Genomic DNA, 26822 nt, shown 5'->3' with positions numbered 1-26822 from the left:
CGCTCCCGGTCACCACTCGTTGTAGCTGACATCCGTGACACGTCCTCGCCAGGCGTTCAGATCACCCTCGGGAAGATGCCAGACGACTTCGCCCGCCATCGGGATCCGCATCCCGTTCCGTGTCTGGTAATCGTACCAGTACCCCGACCAGGGTGTCGGTTCGAATCCGTCGTCCACTCGTCGATGCCGCTCCTCGGCGTACACTCGGGTCACCTCGTCGGCCTCGTTGAACGAGAACTCGAGTGATGCAGAGACGTCCCCGTGTTCGATGGTCGCCGTCGCCGTACTGTCGTCGATCGGTTCCCAAGTGACGCCCTCGCTCGGAAGTAACGCCGTCGGATACCAGACCGCCTCGGCGAGATACCGAAGCAGTTCCGCCTCGTTCAACTCCGGACTCGGCTCGGCGCCGTCGACCGGAACGACACCGAACAGGGAGACGCTCGCAGACCCGTCCTCGTCCCGATACAGATCGTGGACGGCCACCGAAACGAGCGGCGCGAGACGGATCGACGCGTTCCAGAAGAATCCCGGCGGATCGACCGTAATGTGCTGTGTCGCAGTGAACGACTTCCAGGGCGAGGACGCGTCGCCGAGACGCAACTCTCCAGCCTGTTCGAGCCGAACGGAGTCGATGCACGGCTGGTCGGTCGGGAACGCACTGGACAGGTAGCGGCGAACGGGATCCGGCAGGTCGTTTATCTCGCTCGTCGGGACTGGCTGCTCGCGTCCGACTGCCGCCGGGCGCCGAAGTTCCTCGATTCGCAGGGCAGACACCTGCCGGCGTCGAGCGCGTCCGGCGAGGACGATCGCGAGGATGAGGACTGTCACACTCCCAAGGAGTTTGAGTGCACGAACGGGGCGCATAGCTATGAATCGTCCGCCTGCATCAAAAACATCACTACGCCGCAGTAGGATGCACAGCGATGCCCCGCATTCCATAGAATGCGGCGTTGGCTCGTTTCTGACCCGCCGAACTATTATCTGGTTCGTTCGGGTATGTCTGTATATGACATCCTCCGTTCGCTCGTGGATCGACCGGCATCGGCTGCTCTCCTTCATCGCAATCACGTACGCGTTTACTTGGAGTATCCAAGGTGTGGTCATCGCGAGTGGGCTCGAAGCCTCGTGGACCCAATCGATTCTTATCGGATTCGGGGGCTTCGGGCCGCCTGTCGGCGCCGCGGTCGTCATCTGGGCCAGCGACGGCGACCTTCGTAAATGGATTGGACAGTTCTTCCGCTGGCGCATCGGCATCAAATGGTGGGCGCTTGCCCTCGGGCTGCCCCTCCTCGTCTTGACTGTGGGAGTAGCCCTGTTCGTTGCATTCGGCGGGCCGATTGATGTGCGTTCGCTTCCGTCCCCGGGGATCTACCTCTTCGTGCTGGCCTGGGGCACTGTCTGGGGCGGTGGCCAGGAGGATCTCGGCTGGCGGGGGTTTATGCTCCCGATCCTGCAAGAGAACTACAGCGCGCTAGTCGCGAGCCTTCTCGTCGGTGTCACCTGGGTCGGGTGGCACCTCCCGCTGTTCGTTAACCCGGCGACGACCCAGGGCGGCTGGGCACTCTCACAGCAACTGCTCTGGATCGTCTCGATTCTCTCCGGGGCGATCCTCTGGACGTGGATGTACAACAGCACGGGCGGGAGTGTCCTCGCCGTCGCTGTGTTCCACGCTGGGATCAACGGAATGGGCGTCCTCCATCCCGCTGATACAGAAGCAATAGCCCCCGGCGGGGTGCCCGACCCATCGTTGAGTCTGCTATCGGAGGTGACAGGAATGATTCCACTGGTGGCTATCGCACTCCTCTTGGTCGTTGTGTACGGTTCAGACCGGCTCGCCAACCGGGAAATACCGGGTGCTGAAGCTGTTGGACTCAAGTCCTGAGAACGGATCGACGATCAGTATTTCCGTTTGCTCGCTCTTCAGCGTCTGTGAGAAACTGCGGATGGGCCTGAGCTGCCTGCTTGAAAGGATCGATCCCCCGGATTCTCGACCCTTGGAAATGAGCTACCTCGTTCTTAGCTTCCAGACCCCAGTATTCACACGGAGGAAGGTAAATGACAACCGATGCAAACACCAAACGCACCGCCTCGATCTCGAACGACTCTCCGCGGCCGGCTAGGAAAATCTGGAAAGGTCGCATCGAGTGGCTGGTGGTCGGCACACTCCTCGGGGTCGCCTACTGGATGCTGGTCCGCCCGCGAATGTTGAACTGGGGCGCGACGTCTGAGGAGGTCCGTGCATCGCTCCCCGGCGACGACAGGCTCCCCGAACCGGACGCCGAATCGACGATGGCGATCAGTGTCGACGCCACAACCGGCGCGATCTGGCCGTGGTTGCGACAGCTCGGTCAGGAGCAGGGCGGGTTCTACAGCCACGAGTGGGCGGAGAACATCTTCGGACTCGATATCCACAACGCGGACCGCATCGTCACCGAGTGGCAGGAACTCTCGGTCGGTGACACCGTCCGGCTCGGTCGAGCAGACCGGTTTCCGGATGCGACACTGGAGGTCGTCGCGTTCGAGCCGGAGCGGGCGCTGGTCCTGCAGACCCCCGACGAGCCGACGGGGTGGGTCTGGTCGTTCGTGCTCGAGCCGGTCAGCGAGACGACGACCCGGATACTGGTCCGCTCGCGCATTCGTCTTCCAGAGAACCCGGTCGTCCGCGTTGCCGCCCAGTTGGTGCTGGATCCGGTTATGTCCATAATGACTCACGAGATGCTTCGAGGGCTCCGATCGCGAGCCGAACGGCTCGAGACGGCACAGCCCACGACGGACGTGTCGGATCAGACGACCCCCTCCTGACGCGCTACTCATCTCGTGGTGGCGACGAAACGGGACGAGAGCACGAAACCCACAGACGGTAACTGACGCGAATTGTCTCTGATCTGGGAGCACAGATCAGACAGTCCTGCCGAGTTGAGGGTACTGAGATACGTGTGGGCCGTCGGGGGCAAGCATCCTGTTGGTCCAGAGATCAGAGGAACGCAGGCAGCACGAAGATCATCACGACGTTGATGACACCGTGTGTGAGCATACTGACCACAACGTTACGACTCCAGACGTACACGCCGACGAGGACGACGGTAAAGACCGCCTGCGGAATCGCGCCGGCGAGGCCCCACGCCGGATAGTGCACGGCGAGAAACACGAGACCACTGAGACCGGCGCCAACCCACAGCCGGCCGGTCAACTCGGTCAGTCGTTCGATCGGATACCCGCGCCAGAGTATCTCTTCGACGATCACGCCTGTTCCGACGACGGCGAGTTGTATCGGGGCCGAGAGTTGGGTGATTGCCGACAGCGTCTCCGGTTGGTCGAGATTCAGCGTGACGACGGCGACGCCGGTGACGAGGAGACCGAGAACGACCCCGCCGAGTCCAGCCCCGAGCCCGACAGCCATTTCCGTTCGAGTCGGCAGTCGGAGACCGATCGACTCCAACTGCCGGCCCTCCCAGTAGACCACGACACCGAGAAGCACGCCGACTAGCAGCCAGCTACTGAGCGAGTTCGCCAGCATCGATCTGGCCGTCGAGATCGCGACCCATCGCGGGAGAGCAAACTGTCCAAGTAAGGTCCCACCGAACAACGAAACGACGAGGCCGACGAGAACAGCAACCGAGAGACCTGATCGAGAGCCGTGCGGTGTTTCACTCGCGGCGGAGGACATACGTGTCTAGTATTCCTTGAAACACGTATAACAGCGCTTTCCCTCGGCGTCCGTCTGGACCCGACCGGACGTCGCTCTCAGGCCGTCTGGCGCCGGTGCTCATCCGCCGGGGATTGTCCTTCGTCCGTCATCGAGAGGACGTACTTCACGGCCAGTACTGCAGCGACGATGACGGGCATAACGGTAAACTACCCTACCCTACTCCCTCGGCGCATACGCGCCTCGGTCCTTGAGGGTGGGGCTTTGATGTGGACTCCCGGCAATCAGTCCCCGGCAATAGGCCAGTGACTCTCGCCGTTCAACGTCCCACCATTCACACGCAGGTCTACTTCTGCGTCTCCGCTCTCCGACTTGGGCGAGGAACGGAGTTTGTGTGTCCGCTTTCGAGCGTACCGTAGCCCGATGTTCTTCGCGCCGTTGTAGTCCGCGTTCACCTCGTACTAGCTCACATTGTCAGTTCCCACCGTGCGGGAATTCGTCGAGTTGACAGGGCGGAAGCGATCGACCCGTGACAACCAGCGTTGATCTGGCCGTGAAGTGCTTGCTCAGCAGGTCGGCGAGCATTGTTCCAAACGAACCTTACGACTGGCTCAACCCTCAAACTGGCCGAACTAGACAATGCCTTCTGAACTTAAAACACCACTTCCGAACATTATACAAAAATATTATATAAATAATCCATACTCCAGAAAAAATGTATCTATGACGCTTCAGAACAGACTTTGGAATTTCAATGAGACATACAATTTATTATATATGTTATTCTCCTCGGACAAACGTAACGGGACAGGGGGCTGAAAGCATCACTTCTTGCGCCGTTGATCCGAAGACGGCCTTCCCTGTAGGTGATCGTTTCCGTCCCCCGACGATGACGAGGTCTGAATTGGCCTCAGTCGCAAGGCGGATGATCTCGTCACCGTGTGATCCGATGGCACCTTTGATCTCGTACGTGAGATCCTCGTCGTCGAGCCTCTCTGCGATCGTCTTTATCGTCGCGTGTTGACGTGCGACAGTATCGGCTGGGATGTCCGCACTGTCCTCGATATTCATTCGCTCAAGCGTCGAGTCGAATTCGTCTTGCGTAAAGACGTGTGCGAGAAGGACAGTTGCATCAGAAGGCCCGGCGATATCGACGAGCGTCTGTGCCATCTGTTCGATACGGTCTTTGTCTCCGGGGCCGACTGCGAGTAAGACGTTGTGCAACGACATACAAATACTCTCTGAGCCGACTACTATAAATCTGCAGACTACTGTGCGACAGCGTTCGATGATCGCTCCGCAGCGACAGCGCTGCCCCAGCGCGGCTTTCACCCCTCCAGCGCTCGACGGTTCGGGAGACAATCATTTATCACACCAGAAAGAGTTGGGCCACTATGGACCTCGATAGCCTTCTCGCGAACAGCTGCAAGCGTGACTGGCAGACAATCGATCCGACAGATATCGAACCGGTTCGATTCGCCGTCGTCGGTCTCGGGTGGTTCACTAAGGGTCGGGCTCTCCCTGCGCTCGAACAATCCAACCTGTGTGAGCCCTCCGTACTGGTCAGTAGTTCGTCGGCAAAGGCTGAACGTATCGCGGCCGAAACCGACGGCGCGGGGCTCGGAATCACCTACGACGAGTTCCACGATGGGGCAGCACGCGATGCATACGACGCCGTCTATATCGTCACCCCGAATGCCCTACACCTGGAGTACGTCGAAACGGCCGCCGAGTTCGGCAAGGACGTCTTGTGTGAGAAGCCGATGGAACGGGACAGCGAACGGGCTGTCGAACTCAGAGAGACCGCTGCCCGAGCCAACATCGAGTTGATGATCGGGTACCGGATGCATACTGAACCCGCGGTTCGGCGCGCTCGCGAACTCATCGCGAACGGTTATATCGGCGAGCCGATGTCGGTGACTGGAAATATGTCCCAACGGCTGCTCGACCGGATCGATCCCAACCCCGATCAGTGGCGTCTCGACGAAGCGCTGGCTGGCGGCGGCGCGCTGTTCGACATCGGGATCTATCCGCTGAACACGGCCCGATTCCTGCTCGATGCAGAGCCCGTTTCCGTCACGGGCAACACCTCGAGCACGCACGATGCCTTCGACGAGGTTGACGAGACGGTTGCTTTTACAGTCGAGTTCCCACACGAGGTGTACGCGCAGTGTTACGCCAGTCACAACGCTCGTCAGTCGTCGGGAATCACTGTCACTGGCACCGAAGGACAGGTCCGCGTCGAGCCGGCGTTCTTCCAGGATCAGACGCGGCAGCTGCACGTGTCACGCGGTGACGGCCGGGCGACGATCAGTGTCGAGAAAGTGGATCAAATGCTGGAGGAATTCGACTACTTTGCCGACCGTATCCGGGGGTCGAAATCGATCGATCCGGACGGCAATCACGGTCTCGTCGATATGCGCGCGATGGAGGCCGTGTACGAAGCCGCCGAGTCAGATTGCTGGGTCTCCCTGGAGTGACAGCGACCGCGAGAACTATCCGTTGAACCCCTGATGGAATCCGACGAGTTTCTCCCGAGAGAAGTGCTCGACGGCGTATTTGATTCCCTCTTTGCCGACACCGGAGTCTTTGAATCCACCGTACGGCATATGATCGGTGCGGAAGCCACTGACAGTGTTGATGTTGACGCCGCCCGCGTCGATCTCGTCAGCCGCTCGCTTGGCCCGGTCGATGTCCTGGGTGAAGAGGCCGGCTTCGAGTCCGTAGTTCGTATTGTTGGCCTCCTCGATAGCGGCATCGAAGTCCTCGACGACGACGACGGGGACGAGCGGACCGAACGTCTCCTCCTTTACCGCGGGCATATCGGGAGTCACGTCTGAGAGCACAGTGGGTTCGAAGGTCCGCGGGCCAAGGTCGCCGCCGTAGTTCCCGCCGCACTCGACGGTCGCACCGGCCTCGACGCTCTCTTCGAACAGGTCGACGAGATTCTCGAACTGTTCGTCGTCGACCATCGATGCAACATCGGTTCCAGGCTCGAGAGGGTCGCCGACGGTGAGTGCCTCGGCCGCATCGACGATGGCCTCGATGGCCTCCGCTTCGATCTCCTCGGGGACGATGACGCGCTCGACGCTGTTGCAGACCTGGCCGGCGTTCGAGCACGCGCCGCCGACGACTTGCGCGGCGGCCGCTTCGATGTCCGTATCGCTCCAGATGATCGTGGGATCGTTGCCGCCGAGCTCCAGCGTCACTTCCTTCATTCCGCTGTTGTTCGCGAGGTACTTCCCGACCGGTGTCGATCCGGTGAACGAGATGGCTTCGATCGCGTCGTGGTCGAGGATCACGTCACCGATGGTCGAACCCGACCCGGTTACGATGTTGAACAGTCCATCGGGGACCGTCGCGTCGATGGCGTCGGCGGCGTCATCGAGGCACTCGAACAGTGCGATGGCGGACAACGGCGTGTTCGTCGCGGGTTTCCCGACGACGCTGTTGCCGGCCGCGAGTGCGGGGCCGATCTTGTGTACCATCAGGTTCAGTGGGAAATTGAACGGCGTGATGGCTGCGACGACGCCCATCGGTTCACGCTGCGTGAAACAGTGATCCCGTGCGAAACCTTTCTGGGCGTCCATCGGGACGAACTCACCGAAGAGACGCTTGGCCTGCTCGGCTGAGAGATCGAGCGTCTGGACGGCGCGGTCAACCTCACCACGGGCCTCAGTCAGCGGTTTCCCTTGCTCGCTGGTGAGGATGTGAGCGATTTCGTCGGCGCGCTCTTCGACGAGTCTGGCTGTTTCAGAGAGCAACTCGTATCGTTGGTACGCAGAGAGGTCTGTGGCGTGGAAGGCCTCCGCTGCTGCATCGATCGCTTCGACGACTGTCTCCTCGCTCGCCACCGGAACTGAGCCGACGAGTTGGCCGTCGTATGGGTGTATAACGTCGGTTCGCTCCTGAGCATCGATCCAGTTGCCGCCGACGAGCATCTGTCTATCCAGACTTGTAGCTACTTGCTGGCTCATATCGGATTCGTTGCAGATTAGAATTATAAGTGTTACGCAGGCTTCGGAGGCAACTCCGCGATGGCGGCACTACAGTAGCATTTGCAAGCCTTCACCCATCGGACCATACGCTGTCGTGCGATTGGATGCGCGATAAGTTTAAAATGCTACTATAACAAGCGTTCTGGGTGCGGTCGTTCGGATTCTCGCAACCAGCCGGTTGTACACGTTCCTCTCGGTCAGTCTTGGAGACATAGCGCTGCTCGCGTTGCGAAGACGACCGAATGACCCCGGTGAAAAATATGAACTAATCCATCGAAGTCGATACGGCTGTGTGTGACCTCATCCCAAGTTATAACTGAGTGGTGCTCGGTACGGTAATTATGAATCTTGCAGGAACAGTGGTTCCTATGGCGACGCCTACCCGCCGGTCACGGCGGGCGGTCGACGATACAGCCCTCAGGAAGTTTACCCGGGGGCTCGTGGAGGCAGGCGTGCACGGGCTCTTCCCGGGCAGTTCGATCGGTGAGTTTCCGAGTCTGACGGCGGCGCAGAACCGACAAGTCATCGAGACGGTAGCCGAAGTGGCCGACGGAAGAACGAACGTTCTCGCCGGCTGTTGTGACACGAGTGTGGGTGCGGTACTCGACAAAATCTCGTCTGCAGAGGAAGCGGGTGCGGACGCCGCAGTCGTGGTCTCACCGTACTATCTGACGACGACCCAGCCCGGCCTCGAACGGTTCTTCACGACGATCGCCGATCAGTCCGCACTTCCGCTGCTCCTGTACAACATTCCGCCGCTGACAGGCAACGAGATCGGAATCGATCTGGTAGGTGATCTCGCCGAACACGACAATATCGTCGGTCTCAAGGATACGTCTGGTGACCTGAACTACCACTACCGCGCCGTCAGCGAAACGCCGGATGACTTCCTCGTGTTCCAGGGAGCGACCCAGTTGGCGACGGCTTCCCTGGGCGTCGGAACGGACGGCCTCATCGCCGGTCCGGCGAACGTCTTTCCGCGAGTGATGACTGATCTCTACGAGGCCTACGACCGCGGCGATCTCGTGGAAGCTCAACGACTGATGCAGACCGTGGTCACACCGTTCGTGGGGGCTACGAGTGATGTCCCCACAGCAGCGGCGTTGAAGTACCTCGTGAAACTCGACGGACTCGACATCGGCTCGCCGCTGCCGCCGCTCCCCCAACTCACTGACGAAGAGCAGACAGCGCTGACGGCGGCATATCGGCGGATTACGGATCAGTTCGATAAACAGACGCTATAGGCTGCGGCTCTCTTTCCTTCGCACTCGTACGGACCGCTACGGCGATGGCCCCTCAGCTAGACGCCGAGCAAGGCGACGGCTGTGGTAGTGTTTGCAACTGGTTGCGCACCAGACCATATGCTGTCGGGCAATCGGGGACGTGAAGAACTGCAAATGCTACTATCGGAGAGACAGTATCGACAAAAATCCGGATACAGATAGCTCGGGACCCGTCGTGGTGGCTGGAATGCGTCGCAGTCAGGCGTTGTTGACTTCGCTGTCGATTTCTTCTTGAGCGTCGTTGAGCGCTTCTTCGGGCGTCTTCTCTTGGACGAGAGCGGCATTGCAGTTGGTGTAGACGATCTCCGAGAACGTCGAATACTGTGGCGTCGCCGGTCGAGCGCTGGTCTGATCGACGATCTTGGCGAACGTCTCCAGTTGGGAGGCCTGCTCGTAGTACTCGTCAGAGTACAGTTCCTGGCGGACGGGGAGTCGACTGTGTTCCAGCGCCATCTTCTCTTGGGCTTCCATCGACGACATATAGCTCGCGAACCGCTGTGCGGCCTCTTTGTTCTCCGAGTTGGCGTTGATGAACAGATTCCACCCGCCGAGACAGGAGTTCTTCGCGTCAGGGTTGCCCTCGGCTTTGGGCATCGGTGCGACGTCGAACTTCCCTTTGACAGGTGACCCGTCCTCGTTCATCAGTGCAACCGCGTAAGGCCAGTTACGCATAAAGATGGTATTGCCCTGTTGGAACGTCTGGCGGTTCTGGTCCGTCGACGACGCCGGAATAGACTCTGGGGTGACGCCGTATTCGTGGATGAGGTCGACGGCGTGCGCGAGGGCATCGATCCCCTCCTGGGAGTTGACCACGAGGTTCCCGTCCTGACGGAGTTCACCGCCCATCCCCCAGAACCAGTTGAGCCACATAATCGTCAGTCCCTCGTTGGACCCGCCTTGCCAGATGTAGCCGTTGAGGTTCTCATCGGACTGGTCCATAATGTCTTGCGCCATATTGACCAGTTCCATATACGTCGTGGGCGGGCTGTCGTAGCCGTACTCCTCGAGGAGGTCCGTCCGGTAGTACAGCGCGTTCGCGTCCGTGTGAATCGGCATTCCGTACATCGTCCCGTCGACAGTCACCGAGTCAATCGGCGTCTGGAGCATATTCTCGGTGTGACCTTCGGGATCGTTGACTTCGGCTGCCCAGCCGTTCTGGGCGAACTCCGCGGGCCAGATGACGTCCATATTGCCGACGTCGAACGACGACGAACCGGAGACGAACTGATTGACGTAGTACTCACGCGTCGAGGACGCGTCAGACGGCGTCTGCTGAGACTCGACGGTGATGCCCGAGGCCTGCTCTTCGAACATCGGAACGAGGCTCTGGGCGTCGTTGCTGAAGTAGCCGGGGTAGACGTAGGTCATCTCCAGTGACTCGCCACTCTCGGTACTCCCGCCGCTCTCGGTACTTCCATCGGTTTGATCAGTCGCATCCGAATCGGTGTTGCTGTCAGTGCCGTCGCCACCAGAGTCGCTGGTACCGCTACAGCCAGCAAGCAGCGCGATGCTGCCACCAGCCATCGTCTTGAGAACCGTTCGCCTACGCTGGTTCGTGACCTTCCGTGTCATACACCCAACGATTGGGACATCCCCTATTAATAATTATTGTTATATAGTAGAGGGGTTGCGGGAGTAAGGAGAGCTACTCGTCGGCTGCGAGTTCCCGTACTTCAGTCCAGAGTTCCTCGCCGACTTCGACCGCCGTCGCCGAGCGGTCGCGCTCGACGGAGCGTTGGCCGGGCAGTCGGATCTCGTCAACGTGAGCGGCTGGCTCTCTCTCGGTCAGATCTGCCAGGAAGTCGCTTGCCCTCTCACTGAAATCCGACGCACCCATCGCGTCGGGATCGATCGCGAGGAACAGATCGCCCTTCGTACAGGGATCTGTCGTGTGGTACGTTCCTGTGACGTCGGAGCCCATCGCCGCACCGACGAGCCCACCGGCCAAGACCTCGACGGCGATGGCTAGTCCCGAACCCTTCGCGCCCCCGAACGGGAGGATGGTTCCTTCGAGGGCTGCGGTGGGATCGGTGGTCGGCTGGCCGTTGGCGTCGAGAGCGACTCCGCTGGGAAGTTCCTCGTTAGTCTCTTTCTTGTGGAGGACGGTGCCGCGAGCGATAGCTGACGTCGACATATCCAGATTGAAGACCGGCTCGGTTGGGAGGCCGATAGCGATGGGGTTGGTTCCTAATACGGGCTCGGAACCGCCGTGTGGCGGCATCGCCGGTTCCGTGTTCGTGATCGCGATGCCGACGTATCCCTCTCGCTGGAGCTGATCGGTGTAATACCCGAGCATCCCCAGGTGGTTCGAGTCGTGGACGCCGACGACGCCAACCCCGAACTCGTCGGCACGGTCCATCGCTTCGGCAGCCGCTGCGCTTGCGACGACGGGGCCGAGTCGGGACCCACCACTGATCGTAGCTGCGCCGCCCGTCTCGGCGACGACGTCGATCGAGCCCGTCGGGTCGACGTTCCCCGACTCGATGCCTCGAACGAACCGCGGGAGCCGTAACAGCCCATGAGAGTGCTTTCCACGTGCATCGGCACTCACGAGGACTTCGGCCGTCTGCGCTGCGTCCGCGTCAGTGATTCCGTGCGCGCGGAAGGCGTCGGCGGCAACCGCGACCGCGCGTTGCCTGTCGACCTCCATTATGTGGAGGGGCCGATCCGGTGAATGGCGAACTGGCTTTCGCCCATCGCCTCGCTCATCGTCAGTTTCCCGTTGACGACATCTTCGATTTCGTCCCAGAGTTGGTCGCTGGCCCAGTCGAAGCTCTGGTCGCCGACGAGCGCCTCACTGACGTCGACGTCGGTTTGCTCGGGAACGCGCTCGGCGCTCCCGGGGTTTCCGGTGATCTTGATCGTGGGCATAATCGCGTTCGAGAGCGTGTGGCCCTGCCCGGTGGAGATCACCATAAAGTGCGCGCCGCCCGCGCCGATACCCGTAACCGACTCGGCACCGTGCCCCGGCGTGTCCATAATGTACATCCCGGAGTCGTCAGGAATCCGCGCACCGTAGTCGACGATGTCTTGAATAGGACCGTCACCGGACTTCACGAGTGCACCGAGGGACTTCTCCTCGATCGTGGTCAGGCCGCCGTCCATATTATCCGGCGTCGGCTGTGCGCCTCGGACGTCGTAGCCGGTCGCCTGCAGGCGCTGGTCCCAGTGCTCGACGCGGTCGAGGATCTCCTGTTTGACTTCGTCGTTGACCGCGCGCTCGGCGAGCTCGTGCTCGCCGCCGAAGAACTCGGGCGTTTCGGCGAAGCACGCTCGCCCGTCGTGGTCGTCGATAAGTCGCCACGCAGCCCGTGCTGTCGCTTTGTGCTGACAGAGGCCACTCGTCGTGTCCGACGTCGCGCAGTTGATCCCGAACGTCAGATTCGACATATCGGCGGGCACGCGACGCTGGTCGCTGGCTTCCTGCACCATCTCACGCGCGGAGTTCACCGTCCGCTGGAGCGCGTTCATCACGCCTTTCTCGCCGTGGATGTTGACGGAATCGCTCGGACGGCCGGTTTCAGCGACGTCGGAAGCGAGTTCGTCGCCGTCGACGATCTCGCCGGCGTGGGCGACGACGACTGTCCCGTAGACGTTCGGATGGGTGCCGTATCCGAGCAGCGTCCGATAGGTCTGGAAGACGTCGGGCTTGGTCTGACAGCGGCCAAGCGGATGGGTTATCGGAACCGTGTTCTCGACGATCTCCGCTGCGCGCTTGACCGTGTCGTTGGCGTAGGGTGCCGTCGAGATGATCGCGACGTGATTTCGGATGCCGACGCTCCCGTCGTCTCGTTCGTAACCGAGGAATTCACTCATATCAATCACTCACTCACTGCCGCAGTTTGTTCGCCGTCCGCGAGGTCGCCGCGACCGTAGTTGCTCTCGACGTTGTGGACGTGGACCCACGTTCCAGCGGGGATGTCCTCCGTCGCGTTGCCGATGCTCTTGCCGTACTTCGTGATCGTCTCGCCATCGGCGATGTCCTCGATGGCGATTTTGTGCCCGAACACAACGTCTTCGGACACCTCGACGGTGCGCTCCTCGTCGCCGACGGCGACCGCGACCGTCTCACCGGCTTCGAGTTCACGGAGGGCCGTCGCGACGTTGTCGTCAGGTTCGACTACCTCTAGGTATCTGTCTGCCATGCGTTTCGGTCAACGGATGTCACAGTTTATAATGTTTTCTCCTAGTCAAACGTCGTTCGGGAATCGACAACTCATACTGTCGGACATCAGTCCGTGATGCAGTGCGGTACCCTGTAGGTCAAGAATATCCACATCGTTCTGTCAGACAGTATCACTGCCAGAGCTCTCCCACAGTCGAGGTGATCGACTGAGTGGAGACTCGTCTGCCGTCGGCGATGGGGGTTCGTCGGTGCAGGCGTCCCTGTAGTTTTATAGTGAAAGACTCTCGTTAGAGCATACGAATGGCAGATACAGTTGAAAGCTCGTCCGGCGCTACCTACGGGGAGGGCTCGGGACGGCAAAACAGACTGCAGCGGTATCGTGACCTCAGGTTCACCGAAGAGGAGTTGGCAGTGATCCTGCTGACGCCAGTGGTCTCTTTTCTGCTCGCGGTGTCGTTTTACCCGATTTTCGATACCGTGGTAGGGAGCCTGCATACGGGATACGTACTGGAGATCAATCCGCAGGAGTTCGTCGGCCTCGAGAATTACCGTGATCTGTACGGCAGCGGTCCGCTGCTGGATCAGTTCCTCAACGGGGACGGCTTCTGGAACGCGCTCCGGGTGTCACTCATCTACACGTTCGTCAGCGTCCCCATCGAACTGGTGCTCGGGTTGGGGCTCGCACTCTTGCTCAACCGCGAGTTCAAGGGCAAATACTTCGCACAGGCGGCGATCCTGTTTCCGTGGGCGATTCCGACCGTGATCAACGCGCGCATCTGGGCGTGGATGTTCAACGGGCAGTACGGCGTCATCAACGACCTGCTGATTCGTGTCGGGATCCTTCAGCAGCCGTTCCCCTTCCTGGCGAAGCCGGACACCGCGCTGTATGCGATGCTCTTTATCACGATCTGGAAGACGAGTTCGTTTATGGCGCTGATCTTACTCGCCGGCCTCCAGTCGATCCCGGACCACCTCTACGAGGCCGCACGGATGGACGGGGCTTCCCGGATCCGGCAGTTTTGGGACATCACGCTGCCGCTCCTGAAGCCGACGCTCCTCGTGGCGCTCATCTTCCGGACGCTGCCGGCGTTCCAGGCGTTCGGTCTGCCCTTCGGACTGACCGGCGGCGGGCCGGCCTCGGCGACGACCACGCTCGTGCTGTTCGACCACCAGTTGACGTTCAACCGACTCAACTTCGGCGAGGGCGCGGCGACGGCGACCATCATCACTCTCATCGCCCTCGCGATCGCGATGGTGTACGTCGGGACTCTCTACGAACCGGAGGTGCGCTGAGATGAGTTACGACTCGAACACCCTCGAAATCGAACGGTTCCAGTGGGTCGGTAAGAAGGTCGGCTTCTACGGGAGTATCTTCATTATTGCTCTCGTCTCTGTGTTCCCCATCCTCTGGATGTTTATTACGTCACTCAAACAACCGGGGAACGTCGTCACCTTTCCCGTCGAGTACATTCCGCGGAATCCGACGCTCGCGAACTACCGCGCGGCCATCGAGGGCGCACCGTTCTTCCGGTACCTCCTCAACAGTGCGATCGTCGCGACCGGCACCGCCGTCTTGGACGTGCTGCTCGGATCGCTCGCCGGATACGCGCTTTCGCGGCTCCGCTTCCGGTTCAAGCTTCCCGTCCTCTTGCTCATCCTCGGGACGGCGATGCTCCCCTTCATCGCGCGACTGATTCCGCTGTTCAGCCTCGCGCGTTCGTGGGGGCTGCTCAACAACTATCTCGGCCTCATCATTCCCTACGCCGCATTCCAGTTGCCCTTCGCCGTCTGGATCTTCCAGGCGTACTTCAAGGAGTTGCCTGACTCGCTCGAAGAAGCCGGGCTGATGGACGGTCTGTCACGGATCGGCGTGCTGTTCCGAATCATCCTGCCGGTGTCCGCGCCGGCGATGGCGACCGCGGCGATCATCGTGTTCATCTACGCGTGGAACGAGTTCCTCTTCGCGCTGACGTTTATGACGGAGGATTCGATGCGGACGATCACCGTCGGCATCGCGCTCTATCAGGGTGAGTTCCAGTACCCCTGGGGAACGATCTCGGCGGCCGTGTTTATGTCCGTGATACCGCTCATCCTGTTTATGCTGTTCTTCCAGCGGAAGGTCGTGGAAGGACTGACGGCGACCGGAAAAGCCTGAATCGGTCAGGCGCTGCGTTTTTTCGATATGCTGAGTCGCGTACTCTGTGTCAGAGCGTCGCGGTCGGCGAGCAGGAGCGACGGACCGACAAAGAGCGCCGACGTCGAAGAAAGAGACAGCCGAGCTAGTCGTTGACGACGTTCTCAGGCTCGCCGCCCTCCAAGACGGTCCGAACGATGTCGGTGACTGTGTGGCGACGCTGCTCGTTGGCTTCCTCGCTGTACCACGCGACGTGGGGCGTCGTAATCACGTCGGGATGATCGCGGAGCGGGTGGTCCGCTGTGGGTGGTTCCTCGGGGAACACATCGAGTCCGGCACCGGCGATTTCGTCGTCATACAGCGCGTCGAGGAGGGCATCATCGTCTACGATCGGCCCCCGCGCGACGTTGACGAAGTACGCCGAATCGGCCATCTGGGCGAAGGCGTCGGCGTCGAAGAGACCTCGTGTCTCAGGCGTCAGCGGAGAGTGGACGGTGACGAAATCCGACTGTGCCAGCACTTCCTCAAACTCCAGCAAAGTCGCGGGGTCGTCTGCGACGTCGTTTTCGGTGAGGAACGGGTCGCTGGCGACGACGTCGGCACCCAGTGCGGCCGCGCGCTCGCCGACGGCGCGGCCGATTGCCCCATAGCCGACGACGCCGACGGTCTGCGTCGAGAACCGGTGGATCGGAACCGCGGCGTCGCGGTCCCAGCCCCCGACCGCAACATTGGCGTCGTAGCTCGTGAGTCCCCGGGAGAGGGCGAGGAACATCGAAAGCGCGTGCATCGAGACTTCCTCCAGACAGTAGTCCGGGACGTTCGTGACGGGGATGTTACGCTCGGCAGCGGCCTCGGTGTCGATGTTATCCACGCCGATCCCGTAGCGCGAGATGACCTGGCAGCTATCGAGCGCGTCGATCGCGGCCGCATCGAGGTCGTAGCGGAGGTTGATCACGGCGTCCGCCTCAGCGAGCGTCGCGTGTGCGTCTGCGGCTTCCTTGCCGACTCCCTCGGTCAATTCGACCACCTCTGCGATGTCCGACAATCCGTCCCGCTCGATCGAGAGATCCGCGAAATCGTGATCTGTAACGACGACAGTGTACTTAGACATCAGTGGACTCAGACGATGAGATCGTAGCCGTCGACGAGGTACTGCTCACAGAGGTCGCGGTTCAACTCGACACCGAGGCCGGGACCCTCGGGCACGTCGATGTAGCCGTCTTCGAGGATCGGGCCGGAGCCCTCGACTCGAGTGCACATCTCGTTCCACCACGGAACGTCGCGGGAGTGCCACTCCATACACAGGAAGTTGGGGATCGCCGCCGAGACGTGCGCGCCGGCGATCGTCCCGAGCGGGCTCGAGATGTTGTGAGAGGCGATCGGAATGCCGTACAGGTCACACACCGTCGCGATGTCGACGTACTCGCCGAGGCCACCGCACTTGTTCACGTCGGGGGCTGCGATGTCCATCATCCCCTCGGACGCTGCATCGTTGAACTGGCTGGTCGTGACGAGATTCTCACCGGTCAAAACCGGCGTGTCGAGCGCCTGGGTGACGCGCTTTTGAGATTCGGTCTTCTCCGGTGGGACAGGGTCTTCGATCCACGCGAGATCGAACCGTTCCAGTTTCTTCCCCAGTCGAATGGCCGTCTCGGTGGTGAAGTTCCAATGGAGGTCCATTCCGAGGTCGACGTCGTAGCCGATCTCGTCGCGGACGGCCTCGACGAGGCTGACCTTGTGTTCGAGCGCCGCGTTGTCCATCCGTCGGTTGGCTTCGTCGTATTCGGCGTGCGTCGGGACGTCCAAGTCGAACTTCAGCGCCTCGAACCCCTCGTCGACGACCTCCCGGGCCGCGCGGGCGTACGACTCCGGCGTGTAGACGTCGGTCGGATCGTGCTCGCTCGCTTCGCCGAGGGACTCGCCGCCGTGCGTATCGCAGTAGATCTTGATCTCGTCGCGGTACTTCCCGCCCAGCAGTTCGTACACCGGGACGTCGAACAGTTTTCCCTTGATGTCGTAACAGGCCGTCTCGATCGCAGTGAAGGCGGCTTGTCCGATGCGGCCAGTGCCTGTGTAACGCTGTTCGAGGAGTTCGCGAATCCGGTCGGTGTCGAGCGGGTTCTCCCCTTCCAGGTCGACCTCCATCCGCCCGGCCATATCGAGTGCGGCCTCCGCGCGGAACGTCTCCCCGAGCCCGTAGACGTCGGCGTCAGTCTCGACCTTGACGATGCCCCACGTGAAGTTGCCCGCGATGGCCATCGTCTCGATCGCCGTAATCTCGATGTCGCGTTCGGGCGGTCGATGCGTCTCTTCCATCCCCATATCTCGCCAGGGCACACCGCCACCCTGCGGAATGCGGTAGTCCGGTTGGTCGTCTTGCGTCATCGCCTTGGCAATCGTAGATTGCCCGATTAAAGATTGTGGTGAACTACGGGAACGCGACACTGGCGTCAGCGAGTGGCGATTGACGGCGCAACACAGTCGTCTCACCAGTCACTTCGATCGACTCGCGTGTTCGCAGATCCGTGACAGAGCGCCCGACAGCGAGTTCGACGCGCCCCGGTTCGAGAACGAACCGTCCCTCGGCGTCGTGTGCGCCGAGCGTCGCGGCAGACAGTTCGAAGGAGACGGTCGCACGATCGTCTGCGTCAAGATCCACACGGGCGAATCCGACCAGCTCACGGGTCGGTCGAACGGTGTGTCCGCCTCGATGGCGTGTGTACAGTTGTACCACCTCCGTCCCCTTCCGGTCGGCGATGTTCTGCACGCCGACCGACGCGGTGATCGAAGAATCAGGAGACAGTGTGGGTGCGGAAACGGTGAGTGACTCGTACTCGAAGTCGGCGTAGCTCTGGCCGTGACCGAACGGGAACAGCGGATCGCCAGGCGTGAAGACGTACTCGCCACGAGAGACGGAATCCTGTCGATAGGCGACCGGAAGTTGCCCGACAGTGCGAGGCACAGACACCGGGAGTCGGCCACCGGGATCTGTCCCGAGGAGCACGTCAGCGATGGCGGCGCCTCCCTCCTGACCCGGAAGCCACGCGGCGATCGTCGCTGCCGCGCAGTCGACGACTTCGGGGACGGCCAGTGGCCGGCCGCTGACGAGGACAGCGACAACGGGTGTTCCCGTCGCTGCCACCCGGCGCACTAACTCCGTCTGCCGGCCGGGGAGACCGAGTTCGGCGCGGTCCAGCGCTTCGCCCGCCGTCCCCGGCGAGTCGCGTTCGACGTCGATCCCCGACTGCCCGCCGACGCAGGCGACGGCGACGTCTGCATCGCGAGCCGCGGTGACGGCCGCGTCGATGTCGTCCTCGGCGGTCGCTCGGACCCCACAACCCGGAGCGTATTTGACGGCCGCGACGCGGTCCCGCAGTGCCGCGCGTGGCGTCACGATGTCGACGCCTCCGTCGGCGTTCTCTGCGCCTGCGTACGAATAGTTCCCCAAGAGGTTCCGCGGGGCGTCGGCGTTCGGCCCGACGAGTGCTACAGTTGCATCGGCCGACACCGGGAGCGCGCCGTCGTTATCGAGGAGGACCTGCGAGCGTCTGGCGGCACGCCGAGTCAATCGTCGGACCGCGTCTGTCTCGAATGCGTCGGTGACACTCGCGGGCGCCGGTGAGTCGTCGGTGAACAGTCCGGCGTCGACTTTCTGCCGGAGATGTCGCCGAAGGGCTCTGTCGACGAACGATTCGTCGACGTCGCCGTCTCGAACGGCAGCGACGAGGCGGTCCCCGAAGCACTCCGTCTCGGGGAGTTCGACGTCGACGCCCGCCGTCAAGGCACGGACGCCAGCCTCCCGTCGAGTCGAAGCGACTTCGTAGTCGTCGGCGAGCATCTCGATTCCCCGACCGTCAGAGACGACAGTACCTCGGAATCCCCACTGCTCGCGCAACAGATCGGTGAGCAACCGCTCGTTGGCGTGACACGGGACGCCGTCGACGGTGTTGTACGCGGCCATTACGGATGCCGCCCCGGCGGCGATGCCCGCACGAAACGGGACGAGATCTGCATCGCGCATCTCGTCGAGCGACGCGGTCGGTCGAGCGCGGTTCCGCCCGCCCACCGGTCGGCCGTGACCGACGAAGTGCTTGAGCGTCGCATCGACGTTCGCGTCTGCCAGACCGTCGACCACGTGCCGGGTCATCGTGGCCGCCAGAGCGGGATCTTCACCGAACGTCTCCTCGATTCGACCCCAGCGCGGCTCGACGCCCACGTCCGCCACCGGCGAGAGCGTGAGTTGACACCCGACGGCCCGCAGTTGGTCACCGACGGCCGACGCGACTTCGCGTGCGAGCGTGGGGTCCCAACTGCTCGCGATGCCGATCGCCTGCGGAACAGTCGCACCCTTGCGGCCGGCGTACCCGCAGAGACTCTCTTCGCGCACGAACGCGGGAATACCGTGTGGCGTCTCAGTGCGCAGGAACGATTGGAGATCTGCGACGACGGCGGCGAGTGCACGCGGTGGGAGTCCGCTTTCGCGGCCGACCCGCGTGACTCGGCCGACGCCGTGAGGAATCACCTCGCGTGCCAGCCTCGGGGAGAACGCACCGTCCTCCAGCAGCGATCCGATCCGAACGGTCCCGAGCTGTGCGACTTTCGATTCCAGCGCCATCTCGCCGACGAGGGTGTCGAGATCAGGTGGGGCAGTCATCGATGAATATCCAACCGTTCGCCCGGAGACGGCAAAAACCCTCACTCCGACGGGGTAATTTTAATATCCAGAGAGACGCCCTCCTGGGTAGGATGACAAGCGAGCGCATTACCGTCGACTCGGTGGCGGCGTACACCGTCGACGACCAAACGGTCCGTTTCGACTGTGAGATAGCGGCCCCCGAAACCGTCACACAGCGGACTGTTCCGGTGGAATTGGCTATCTATGGCCCGCGGACCTTCCGATTCGAGTTGCAGGCGAACCCGGAAGTTGCGACCGACAGCGACTACCCGCGGCTGAACCACGATGCGCTCTCGGGGGCGCCCGACTTTGAGGTGACCGAGACCGAGGAGACGCTCACGATCGAGACGGGAGCACTGCGAATCGCGGTCGGACTCGATGCGTGGTCGTTCGTCGTCTCGGACGCGGACACCGACGAGACCGTCTTCGAGGAACAACGGTCCGACCCGGACGTGTTTGGGCAGCAACGCGTCGATCCCCTCGGGTTCACCCAAGAGGAGATCAATCACAATCCCCGCAAGGTGACGCAGACGGGTACTGCGTTCGGCCTCTCGCCCGACGAGAAAATATACGGCGCGGGTGAGCAGTTCGTCGAGTTCGACCGTCGCGGGCGCGAACTGGATCTGTGGCACGAGGAGCCGCTCGGAACCGAAACCGAGCGGGCGTACAAGAATATCCCGTTTCACCTCTCGACAAACGGATACGGGCTCTTGGTCGATACCACGGCGCGCGTCCACTACGACTTCGGCAAAAGCTCTGTGGCGTCGGGAACGATGTCGGTCTCGGATGACGAATTCGCGTTCGTGTTCTTCTATGGCCCGGACTTCCGTGACATCATCCAGCGATACACCGCCGTCACGGGGCGGCCAGCCCGCCCGCCGAAATGGTCTTTCGGCACCTGGATGTCACGGCTGGGCTACGAGTCTCGGGAGGAACTCGAATCCGTCGCCGAGCGACTGCGTTCGGAGTCGATCCCCAGCAACGTCCTCCACTTAGATCCGTTCTGGATGCGCGAGCACAAGTCGACGGACCTCGAGTGGGACACCGACCAGTTCCCCGAGCCCGAAGAGATGATCTCGCAACTCCGCGAGAGCGACTTTCGCCTCTCGCTGTGGGAGCATCCGCACGTACCTGTCGGGACCGACGCATTCGAGGCGGGCGTCCAGGAAGGGTACTTCGTCACCGACGGCTCCGGGGACCCCTACGTGATGGACCACACGTGTCAGGGCGACTACCGCGGGGCGCTGGTGGACTTCACAGATCCCGAGGCAGTGGAGTGGTGGAAAGACAAACACCGGCGGCTGCTGGAACAAGGCGTGTCCGTGTTCAAGACCGACTACGGCGAGTACGTGCCCGAGGACGCCGTCTTCGAGAACGGAAAGACCGGGACGACGATGCACAACCTCTACCCGTACCTCTACAACGAGGCCGTATACGAGGTCGTCGGCGAGGTCAACGGGGCTGAGGAAGCCCTCGTCTGGGGTCGTTCCGCCTGGACCGGGAGTCAAGCGTTCCCGATGCACTGGGGTGGCGATCCGCAGACGAGTTGGAACGGGATGGGTGCTGCCCTCCGTGGCGGGCTCTCGGCGTCGCTCTCGGGGATCGCATTTTGGAGCCACGACATCGGCGGCTTCCGCGGAACGCCGAGTACGGCAGTCTACACTCGCTGGGCGCAGTTCGGGTTGCTCTCCTCGAACGCCCGCTGCCACGGAACGACCCCACGGGAGCCGTGGGAGTTCGGCGACGAGGCCCTCGACATCTTCAGAGAGTACGCGGAACTGCGCTACCGGCTGATTCCCTACCTCTATACGTACGCTGAGATCGCCGCACGAACCGGTTTGCCCGTCGTTCGACCCCTCGTGTTGGAGTACCAGGACGATCCGGCCGTCCACCGAATGGACACACAGTATCTGCTCGGCGAAGACATACTCGTGGCACCAGTCTTCGCGGACGCCGGCACTCGCTCGGTGTACCTACCGGACGGAGAGTGGCGCGAGTACCGGAGCGGAGAGCGCTACGCCGGCGAACGAACCGTCGAGATCGACGTCGCACTCGACGAGATGCCGATCTTCGTGCGTGCCGGCAGCGTCGTGCCGCAGCGTGAACCCACGCAGTCTATCCAGCCGGGGACGCCTGCGGCGCTCGAACTGGAGGCGACGCTCGCGGAGGCGAAGGCGAGCGGGCGGTTCTACGACGTCGACGCCGACGAGCTACTGGAAATCACAGTCGAGGAAGCAGCGGGAACGCTGTCGGTCGACACCGGCGGAGTCACCGCAGCCCGGACGACGATCACGGTGCAGGATGCCGATCCAGACGAGGTCGTTGTCGACGGTTCTCAGCACACTGCAGTCGGTTCAGAGCCAGAGCCGGGCGAGTGGACGGGTGACGGGACGCGGCTCACGATCGTCGTGTGAGGCCGCCGCTGAGGGGTGAATTTATTAGGGGAGGTCCTAAATTGTGCCACAACGAACCACGGTGACACAATGGGACGCTTACAACTCAACGAACTGACGAAGGTCTTCGAATCGGGCGGTAACGAGATCGTCGCGGTCAACGATCTCGACCTCGACATCCAAGACGGCGAGTTCCTCGTACTGGTCGGTCCATCCGGCTGTGGAAAGTCGACGACGCTGCGGTGTATCGCCGGTCTCGAACAGACGACCTCCGGTCAGATACTACTCGACGATCGCGACATTACCCACCGCAAGCCCAAAGAGCGGGATATGGCGATGGTGTTCCAGAACTACGCACTCTACCCACATATGTCCGTGCGAAAGAACATCGGCTACGGGCTGAAGATTACGACTGATCTATCGAAAGGCGAAATCAACGAGCGTGTCGAAGAGACCGCGGAACTGCTCGAAATTGGTGAGCTGTTGGAGAAAGAGCCCGGAGACCTCTCCGGCGGCCAGCAGCAGCGAGTCGCGCTCGGCCGCGCGATCATCCGGGAGCCGGAAGTGTTCCTGATGGACGAGCCGCTCTCGAACCTTGACGCGAAGCTTCGGACAACGATGCGCACCGAGATCCAGCAACTCCAACAGGATATGGGGATCACGACGATCTACGTCACCCACGACCAGACCGAGGCGATGACGATGGGCGACCGCATCGCCATCCTTGACGGCGGCGAACTGCAGCAGATCGGCGAGCCGCTGGAGTGCTACCACCGCCCGAAGAACCGGTTCGTCGCTGGCTTCATCGGGTCGCCGTCGATGAACTTCCTCTCGGTCAAACACGACGATGAGACGCTCGAACACGACGAGTTCAGCTACCAGATATCAGCGACGACGTCAGACGAACTGGAAACCGCCAGTCAAGACCTCACGCTCGGAATTCGCCCCGAGCACATCCAGATCGCCGATGCCGACGCGGAGAACGCCATCCAGACGACAATCGAGGTCGTCGAGCCGATGGGGGAGGTCACCTACGCCTACTTCGAGATTGGCGACCAGACGTACACGGCCAGCATCGACGGCGAGATAAGAATCTCCGCAGGCGAGGACGTGCACGTCGTCTTCCCCGAGGAGAAGATTCACATCTTCGACGGCCGGACCGGAGCCGCCGTCAAGAACAGCGAACTCGACGAAAAAGCAGACACGATCACGGCCTGAGCGTCCGTTTGTCACCGCTGGACCAGCCGTTTGCTTCTCGCGAACAATTAAGTGAAACCTCTTCATAGCACACGATATGAGCAAGATCCCAACCGAGGCCGGATCGGGCCGGCACGTACAGGCGGTACAGATATCCTGTGATATCCTCGAAGCGCTGCGTGAAATGGACGGGGCGGGTGTCTCCGAGTTGGCCGAAGCGTTAGACCGCTCGAAGGCCACTATCCACAGCCACCTGTCGACGCTCGCCGCCAACGAGTTCGTCGTCAAGAACGACGGCGTCTACGAAGTGAGTCTTCGGTTCGTCGACATCGGAGAGTACGCGAAAGGGCAAGTCGACATCTACGAAGTCGCAAAAGAAGAAGTCGAGCGGTTGGCCGAGGAGACGGGTGAGGTAGCGCAGTTTATGGTCGAAGAACACGGTCGCGGCGTCTATCTCCACAAGGCACGCGGAGAGAACGCGATCCAGACGGCCTCCTACACGGGGAACCGGAAGCTCCTCCACTGCACTGCACTCGGAAAATCGATCCTCTCGCAGCTTTCGGCCGACGAAATTGACGCCATCATCGACCGACACGGGCTCCCCCAACGGACGAACAAGACCATCTCCTCACGCGAGGAGTTGTTCGACGAGTTAGAGACGATCCGTGAGGAAGGCGTCGCGTTCGACGACGAGGAGATTCTCCAGGGTCTGCGATGCATCGCGGCGCCGATCAAACATCCCAACGGCGGCGTCTGTGGCGCGATCAGCATATCAGGTCCAACGAGCCGATTTAAGGGAGATCGGTTCCACGAGGAACTGCCGGAGATCGTAGAGGGGGCAGCGAACGTTATCGAAGTTAACGCGACGCAAGTCTGACCGTTCGCACCTGCCGAATGTTCGGAGCAGGCCGCTTCTTTCCCCGGTTTTCGTGGTCTGTTTCGATTCAGGAGCGGATTATGGTAGTAGTTAGCCGTTCGCGAGGACCAAATACCACGTATGAGTCTCAAAAACCAACTGGTATGGTAGTCGGTTACGTGAAGCGGAATCCCAGGCGTTCTAGCGCGCTCTTTTGAAATGGTACGGCATCTCTGGGAGGAACAACGGGCTCGTCGCGTCGTCTCCGGACGCGTGATTCGTTTGGCCTTTGTGAACGGATCGGTTCGTCGCCGAACAGTCGTCGTCGAGTGCTGATCGTCTCTCCCGTATCCCAATCCGAGGTGGCTTCCAGTGGCTTCCAGTCATCCCCTACTACACTGTATGAGCGATTCAAAAACATCTGTACACTTGTTAGAGTCGTCGAGGGAGCACTTCCTATAAGCTATGAAAGATAACATACGTACGAGTGTTATTTTGAGCAGATCGAAGTAAGCAGCGATCCAGCAAGTCCGAGATCGAACGGTTCGGCGTTTGCGAGAGACAAACAGGCACTAACAGTGCCAGCAACCTATTTCTATCAAACTAATTTATATTATGAAAGGTAATTTTCTATATACCTAAATGCTTTTCTAAATAACCCCAAAGCCATCTCATACATCGTCTATCGAAGAATTTGTCTCTTTTGTATATATGAAATACTGACTATCTTTTGGTGTCTATCCAGTTTGATCTTGGTGGATCCGATATTTGATCACGGATTTAACGTGCCAGATAACGGCTTGAAATGCCCATCACGTCGTTACACAGCTCGATTTTGAATTATACATTAGCTGGCAGAACGTTCCCGATTCTATTACCTTCTATGACGTTTATCCTGTCCAACAGTCCGTCGTGGAAAACGATCAGGACTCTATTGGTCGGAAGTTGCGAGTTCCATCGTGACCACACTCCCTTGCGGTTCGTTCTCCGCGAATTGCAGGTCACCGTCGGACTGTTCGACGAGTACCTCCACCAGCCGCAGGCCGAGACCCAGTCCGTGAGAGAGCTGCGTGATGTCTGCTTCGCCCGCGTACACTTGTTTTTCGACTTCGGGTATCTTTGCGCCGTCGTCGGAGATCGAGACTCGGACCACGTTGTTCTCGCTGACTACCTGCACCTCTACCGTGGGGTGCATCTTTTCGGAGTATGTGATCCCATTTTCGATCAATTCCTCTACCGCCCGGCCGATACCGACTGACGCGAAGACCGGGCACTTCTGTGGGAGGTCTGTGTGGATCTCTGCATCGGGGTATTTTCGTTTCATCTTCAAGACTGCCGACCTTACGACAGCGACGATGTCAAACGATTTGACGGCAGGCGGATCCGAAAGAGTGCGAGTGATGTCGTGCTCTTTATCCACGAGTTCGATGAGGCGGCCGACCGCGTCGTTGATGTTTTCGACGTAGGACGCCACGTCCTCGCCGGCCTGCGTTTCGGCCATCTCGGAGTAGCCTTTGATGACGTTGACCTTGTTGTGGAAGTTGTGGCGGAGGATCCGATCGATGACCTTCAGCTGACGGTTCCGCTCTGTCAGTTGTGCTATCGCCTCCTCGTGATCAACTCGCAACTGGACGTTGTACACTGCGAAGGCAATGTCCTCAGCCAATTCCGCGAGGAGTTCCACTTCCTCGTCAGTGCTCGCGGTCTCTGGTCGGTAGAGTACGCTTAGCGCTCCCAACACCTGACTTTCGTACTCGATCGGGAGTTCCACTTCGGTGTGTGGGGCTGTCTCGTCGTCTTGCGGCGTGAACCCGGTTACGTCCTCTCTGATGAGGTGTCCCCGTTCGGTTGCGGTCTTGAGACGGTCCGCCGAGTGGTACTCTCGGAGTCCCCCGGTACTCATCGCGGTGCCCGCCCCACAGTCGAATTCGAGCGAATCGTCTTCGACGAGAGTCACGATTACGCGGTCGAAGGCGTCGTAATCGGAGAGTGTCTCGACGACGTTCGTGAGCAGCGTGGTTCGATCGTCAGCTTCGACGAGGCAGCGGTTGAGCGTTCGATAGACTTGGTGGAGTCGGTTGTATCGATACAGGCGACGTGATTGGGCGCGAAGTCGGAGGAGAGACCGGATCCGCCACGCCAATTCGGCCTTTCTGATCGGTAGGAATACGACGTCGTCGATAATATCGTCGTTCGTCAACCTCCCGTTCTCGCTCGTTAGAGCCGATTGCTTATTATCGGGGAAGAGTAAGAGATACGGCAGGCTGACGGGTGCTGTCTCCTCTTTTCGCTCTCGTAACTTCGCACGGTGCGCGCGGAACGCCTCGGCATCGAGTATGCAGAGGTCGAACTGCGCAGCCGACAACGGCGTCTCCGGGTCGGTCACTTCGTATCGCTCCTGGTCTTGGATCCACTCTACGAGCAGTCGGCGATTAGCCCCGTCCGAGACAAGGGGGTAGAGACCCAGTGTCTCCTCCGGACTCGGGATTTGTGGAGGGTCTTGAGCGGGCATCG

General features: G+C 60.9%; 21 protein-coding genes and 1 pseudogene. 9 read left to right on the top strand and 13 right to left on the bottom strand.

What is annotated here, in order from left to right; all coding sequences use genetic code 11:
- Positions 1–9 precede the first annotated feature (9 nt).
- On the bottom strand, positions 10–864 hold the full coding sequence (locus D3D02_RS14515) for a DUF6920 family protein (protein WP_199723111.1): 855 nt from the start codon (positions 862–864) through the stop codon (positions 10–12).
- Positions 865–1006: 142 nt separating this feature from the next.
- On the opposite strand from D3D02_RS14515, the gene D3D02_RS14510 reads away from it, so the two are divergent.
- Together D3D02_RS14510 and D3D02_RS14505 are read left to right on the top strand one after the other, a co-directional pair.
- Positions 1007–1882 carry a CPBP family intramembrane glutamic endopeptidase gene (locus tag D3D02_RS14510; RefSeq protein WP_158599377.1) on the top strand — a complete coding sequence of 292 codons (876 nt, stop codon included), beginning with the start codon at positions 1007–1009 and terminating at the stop codon, positions 1880–1882.
- A 173-nt stretch (positions 1883–2055) separates the two neighbouring features.
- Positions 2056–2802 carry a hypothetical protein gene (locus D3D02_RS14505; RefSeq protein ID WP_199723110.1) on the top strand — a complete coding sequence of 249 codons (747 nt, stop codon included), beginning with the start codon at positions 2056–2058 and terminating at the stop codon, positions 2800–2802.
- Between the two features lie 172 nt (positions 2803–2974).
- On the opposite strand, the gene D3D02_RS14500 is transcribed toward D3D02_RS14505, so the two are convergent.
- From D3D02_RS14500 to D3D02_RS14490, 3 genes and pseudogenes are all read right to left on the bottom strand, one after another.
- Positions 2975–3667: a CPBP family intramembrane glutamic endopeptidase gene (locus D3D02_RS14500; protein ID WP_121570711.1), complete on the bottom strand. Its 693-nt coding sequence runs from the start codon at positions 3665–3667 to the stop codon at positions 2975–2977.
- Between the two features lie 263 nt (positions 3668–3930).
- Positions 3931–4107 (bottom strand): annotated as a pseudogene (locus tag D3D02_RS21215) (RNA-guided endonuclease TnpB family protein); the annotation flags it as partial.
- 319 nt (positions 4108–4426) lie between these two features.
- Complete coding sequence (locus tag D3D02_RS14490; protein WP_121570710.1) at positions 4427–4876, bottom strand: universal stress protein; 450 nt, start codon at positions 4874–4876, stop codon at positions 4427–4429.
- Positions 4877–5040: 164 nt separating this feature from the next.
- Here D3D02_RS14490 and gfo6 point away from each other — a divergent pair, with 164 nt between their 5' ends.
- Entirely contained in the window at positions 5041–6126 is a 1086-nt protein-coding gene (gene gfo6, locus D3D02_RS14485; protein ID WP_121570709.1) for a D-xylose 1-dehydrogenase Gfo6, read from the top strand.
- Between the two features lie 15 nt (positions 6127–6141).
- Here the strand turns inward: gfo6 and D3D02_RS14480 are convergent, their stop codons facing one another.
- Entirely contained in the window at positions 6142–7623 is a 1482-nt protein-coding gene (locus tag D3D02_RS14480) for an aldehyde dehydrogenase family protein (protein ID WP_121570708.1), read from the bottom strand.
- 362 nt (positions 7624–7985) lie between these two features.
- Here D3D02_RS14480 and D3D02_RS14475 point away from each other — a divergent pair, with 362 nt between their 5' ends.
- On the top strand, positions 7986–8888 hold the full coding sequence (locus D3D02_RS14475; protein WP_121570707.1) for a dihydrodipicolinate synthase family protein: 903 nt from the start codon (positions 7986–7988) through the stop codon (positions 8886–8888).
- 237 nt (positions 8889–9125) lie between these two features.
- Here D3D02_RS14475 and D3D02_RS14470 read toward each other — a convergent pair whose 3' ends face one another.
- The 4 genes from D3D02_RS14470 to D3D02_RS14455 all read right to left on the bottom strand — a co-directional run bounded on the left by D3D02_RS14470 (position 9126) and on the right by D3D02_RS14455 (position 13072).
- Complete coding sequence (locus tag D3D02_RS14470; protein ID WP_121570706.1) at positions 9126–10499, bottom strand: ABC transporter substrate-binding protein; 1374 nt, start codon at positions 10497–10499, stop codon at positions 9126–9128.
- A 73-nt stretch (positions 10500–10572) separates the two neighbouring features.
- Entirely contained in the window at positions 10573–11577 is a 1005-nt protein-coding gene (locus tag D3D02_RS14465; RefSeq protein ID WP_121570705.1) for an Ldh family oxidoreductase, read from the bottom strand.
- Positions 11577–12743, bottom strand: a complete 1167-nt coding sequence (locus tag D3D02_RS14460; RefSeq protein WP_121570704.1) for a UxaA family hydrolase — start codon at positions 12741–12743, stop codon at positions 11577–11579. Before D3D02_RS14460 ends, D3D02_RS14465 begins: the two co-directional genes overlap by 1 nt.
- A 5-nt stretch (positions 12744–12748) precedes the next feature.
- A complete protein-coding gene (locus tag D3D02_RS14455; protein WP_121570703.1) occupies positions 12749–13072 on the bottom strand; it encodes a UxaA family hydrolase in 324 nt (107 codons plus the stop codon).
- Between the two features lie 281 nt (positions 13073–13353).
- Between D3D02_RS14455 and D3D02_RS14450 the strand changes: the two genes are divergently transcribed.
- Both D3D02_RS14450 and D3D02_RS14445 read left to right on the top strand, forming a co-directional pair.
- Positions 13354–14346, top strand: coding sequence for a carbohydrate ABC transporter permease (locus D3D02_RS14450; RefSeq protein ID WP_121570702.1), 993 nt, complete (start codon positions 13354–13356; stop codon positions 14344–14346).
- Position 14347: 1 nt separating this feature from the next.
- Positions 14348–15208 carry a carbohydrate ABC transporter permease gene (locus D3D02_RS14445; protein WP_121570701.1) on the top strand — a complete coding sequence of 287 codons (861 nt, stop codon included), beginning with the start codon at positions 14348–14350 and terminating at the stop codon, positions 15206–15208.
- Between the two features lie 124 nt (positions 15209–15332).
- Here D3D02_RS14445 and D3D02_RS14440 read toward each other — a convergent pair whose 3' ends face one another.
- From D3D02_RS14440 to D3D02_RS14430, 3 genes are read right to left on the bottom strand one after another with little or no spacing between them, the layout of a single operon-like run.
- On the bottom strand, positions 15333–16298 hold the full coding sequence (locus D3D02_RS14440) for a C-terminal binding protein (RefSeq protein WP_121570700.1): 966 nt from the start codon (positions 16296–16298) through the stop codon (positions 15333–15335).
- A gap of 8 nt (positions 16299–16306) precedes the next feature.
- Positions 16307–17572 (bottom strand): mandelate racemase/muconate lactonizing enzyme family protein, encoded by a 1266-nt coding sequence (locus D3D02_RS14435; RefSeq protein ID WP_121570699.1) that lies wholly within the window; start codon positions 17570–17572, stop codon positions 16307–16309.
- Positions 17573–17615: 43 nt separating this feature from the next.
- Entirely contained in the window at positions 17616–19841 is a 2226-nt protein-coding gene (locus D3D02_RS14430; RefSeq protein WP_121570698.1) for a glycoside hydrolase family 3 N-terminal domain-containing protein, read from the bottom strand.
- Between the two features lie 92 nt (positions 19842–19933).
- Between D3D02_RS14430 and D3D02_RS14425 the strand changes: the two genes are divergently transcribed.
- From D3D02_RS14425 to D3D02_RS14415, 3 genes are all read left to right on the top strand, one after another.
- Entirely contained in the window at positions 19934–22276 is a 2343-nt protein-coding gene (locus D3D02_RS14425) for a TIM-barrel domain-containing protein (protein ID WP_121570697.1), read from the top strand.
- Positions 22277–22345: 69 nt separating this feature from the next.
- Positions 22346–23473: an ABC transporter ATP-binding protein gene (locus D3D02_RS14420; protein WP_121570696.1), complete on the top strand. Its 1128-nt coding sequence runs from the start codon at positions 22346–22348 to the stop codon at positions 23471–23473.
- Positions 23474–23549: 76 nt separating this feature from the next.
- The gene (locus D3D02_RS14415) at positions 23550–24329 is read left to right on the top strand and encodes an IclR family transcriptional regulator (protein WP_121570695.1); all 780 of its coding nucleotides are present in this window, start codon (positions 23550–23552) and stop codon (positions 24327–24329) included.
- A gap of 910 nt (positions 24330–25239) precedes the next feature.
- On the opposite strand, the gene D3D02_RS14410 is transcribed toward D3D02_RS14415, so the two are convergent.
- Positions 25240–26820 carry an ATP-binding protein gene (locus D3D02_RS14410; protein WP_121570694.1) on the bottom strand — a complete coding sequence of 527 codons (1581 nt, stop codon included), beginning with the start codon at positions 26818–26820 and terminating at the stop codon, positions 25240–25242.
- Positions 26821–26822 lie beyond the last annotated feature (2 nt).

The organism is Halobellus sp. Atlit-38R (genome assembly GCF_003665925.1).
Lineage (GTDB): Archaea > Halobacteriota > Halobacteria > Halobacteriales > Haloferacaceae > Haloquadratum > Haloquadratum inordinatus.
This window is presented reverse-complemented; position numbering and strand designations above follow the sequence as displayed.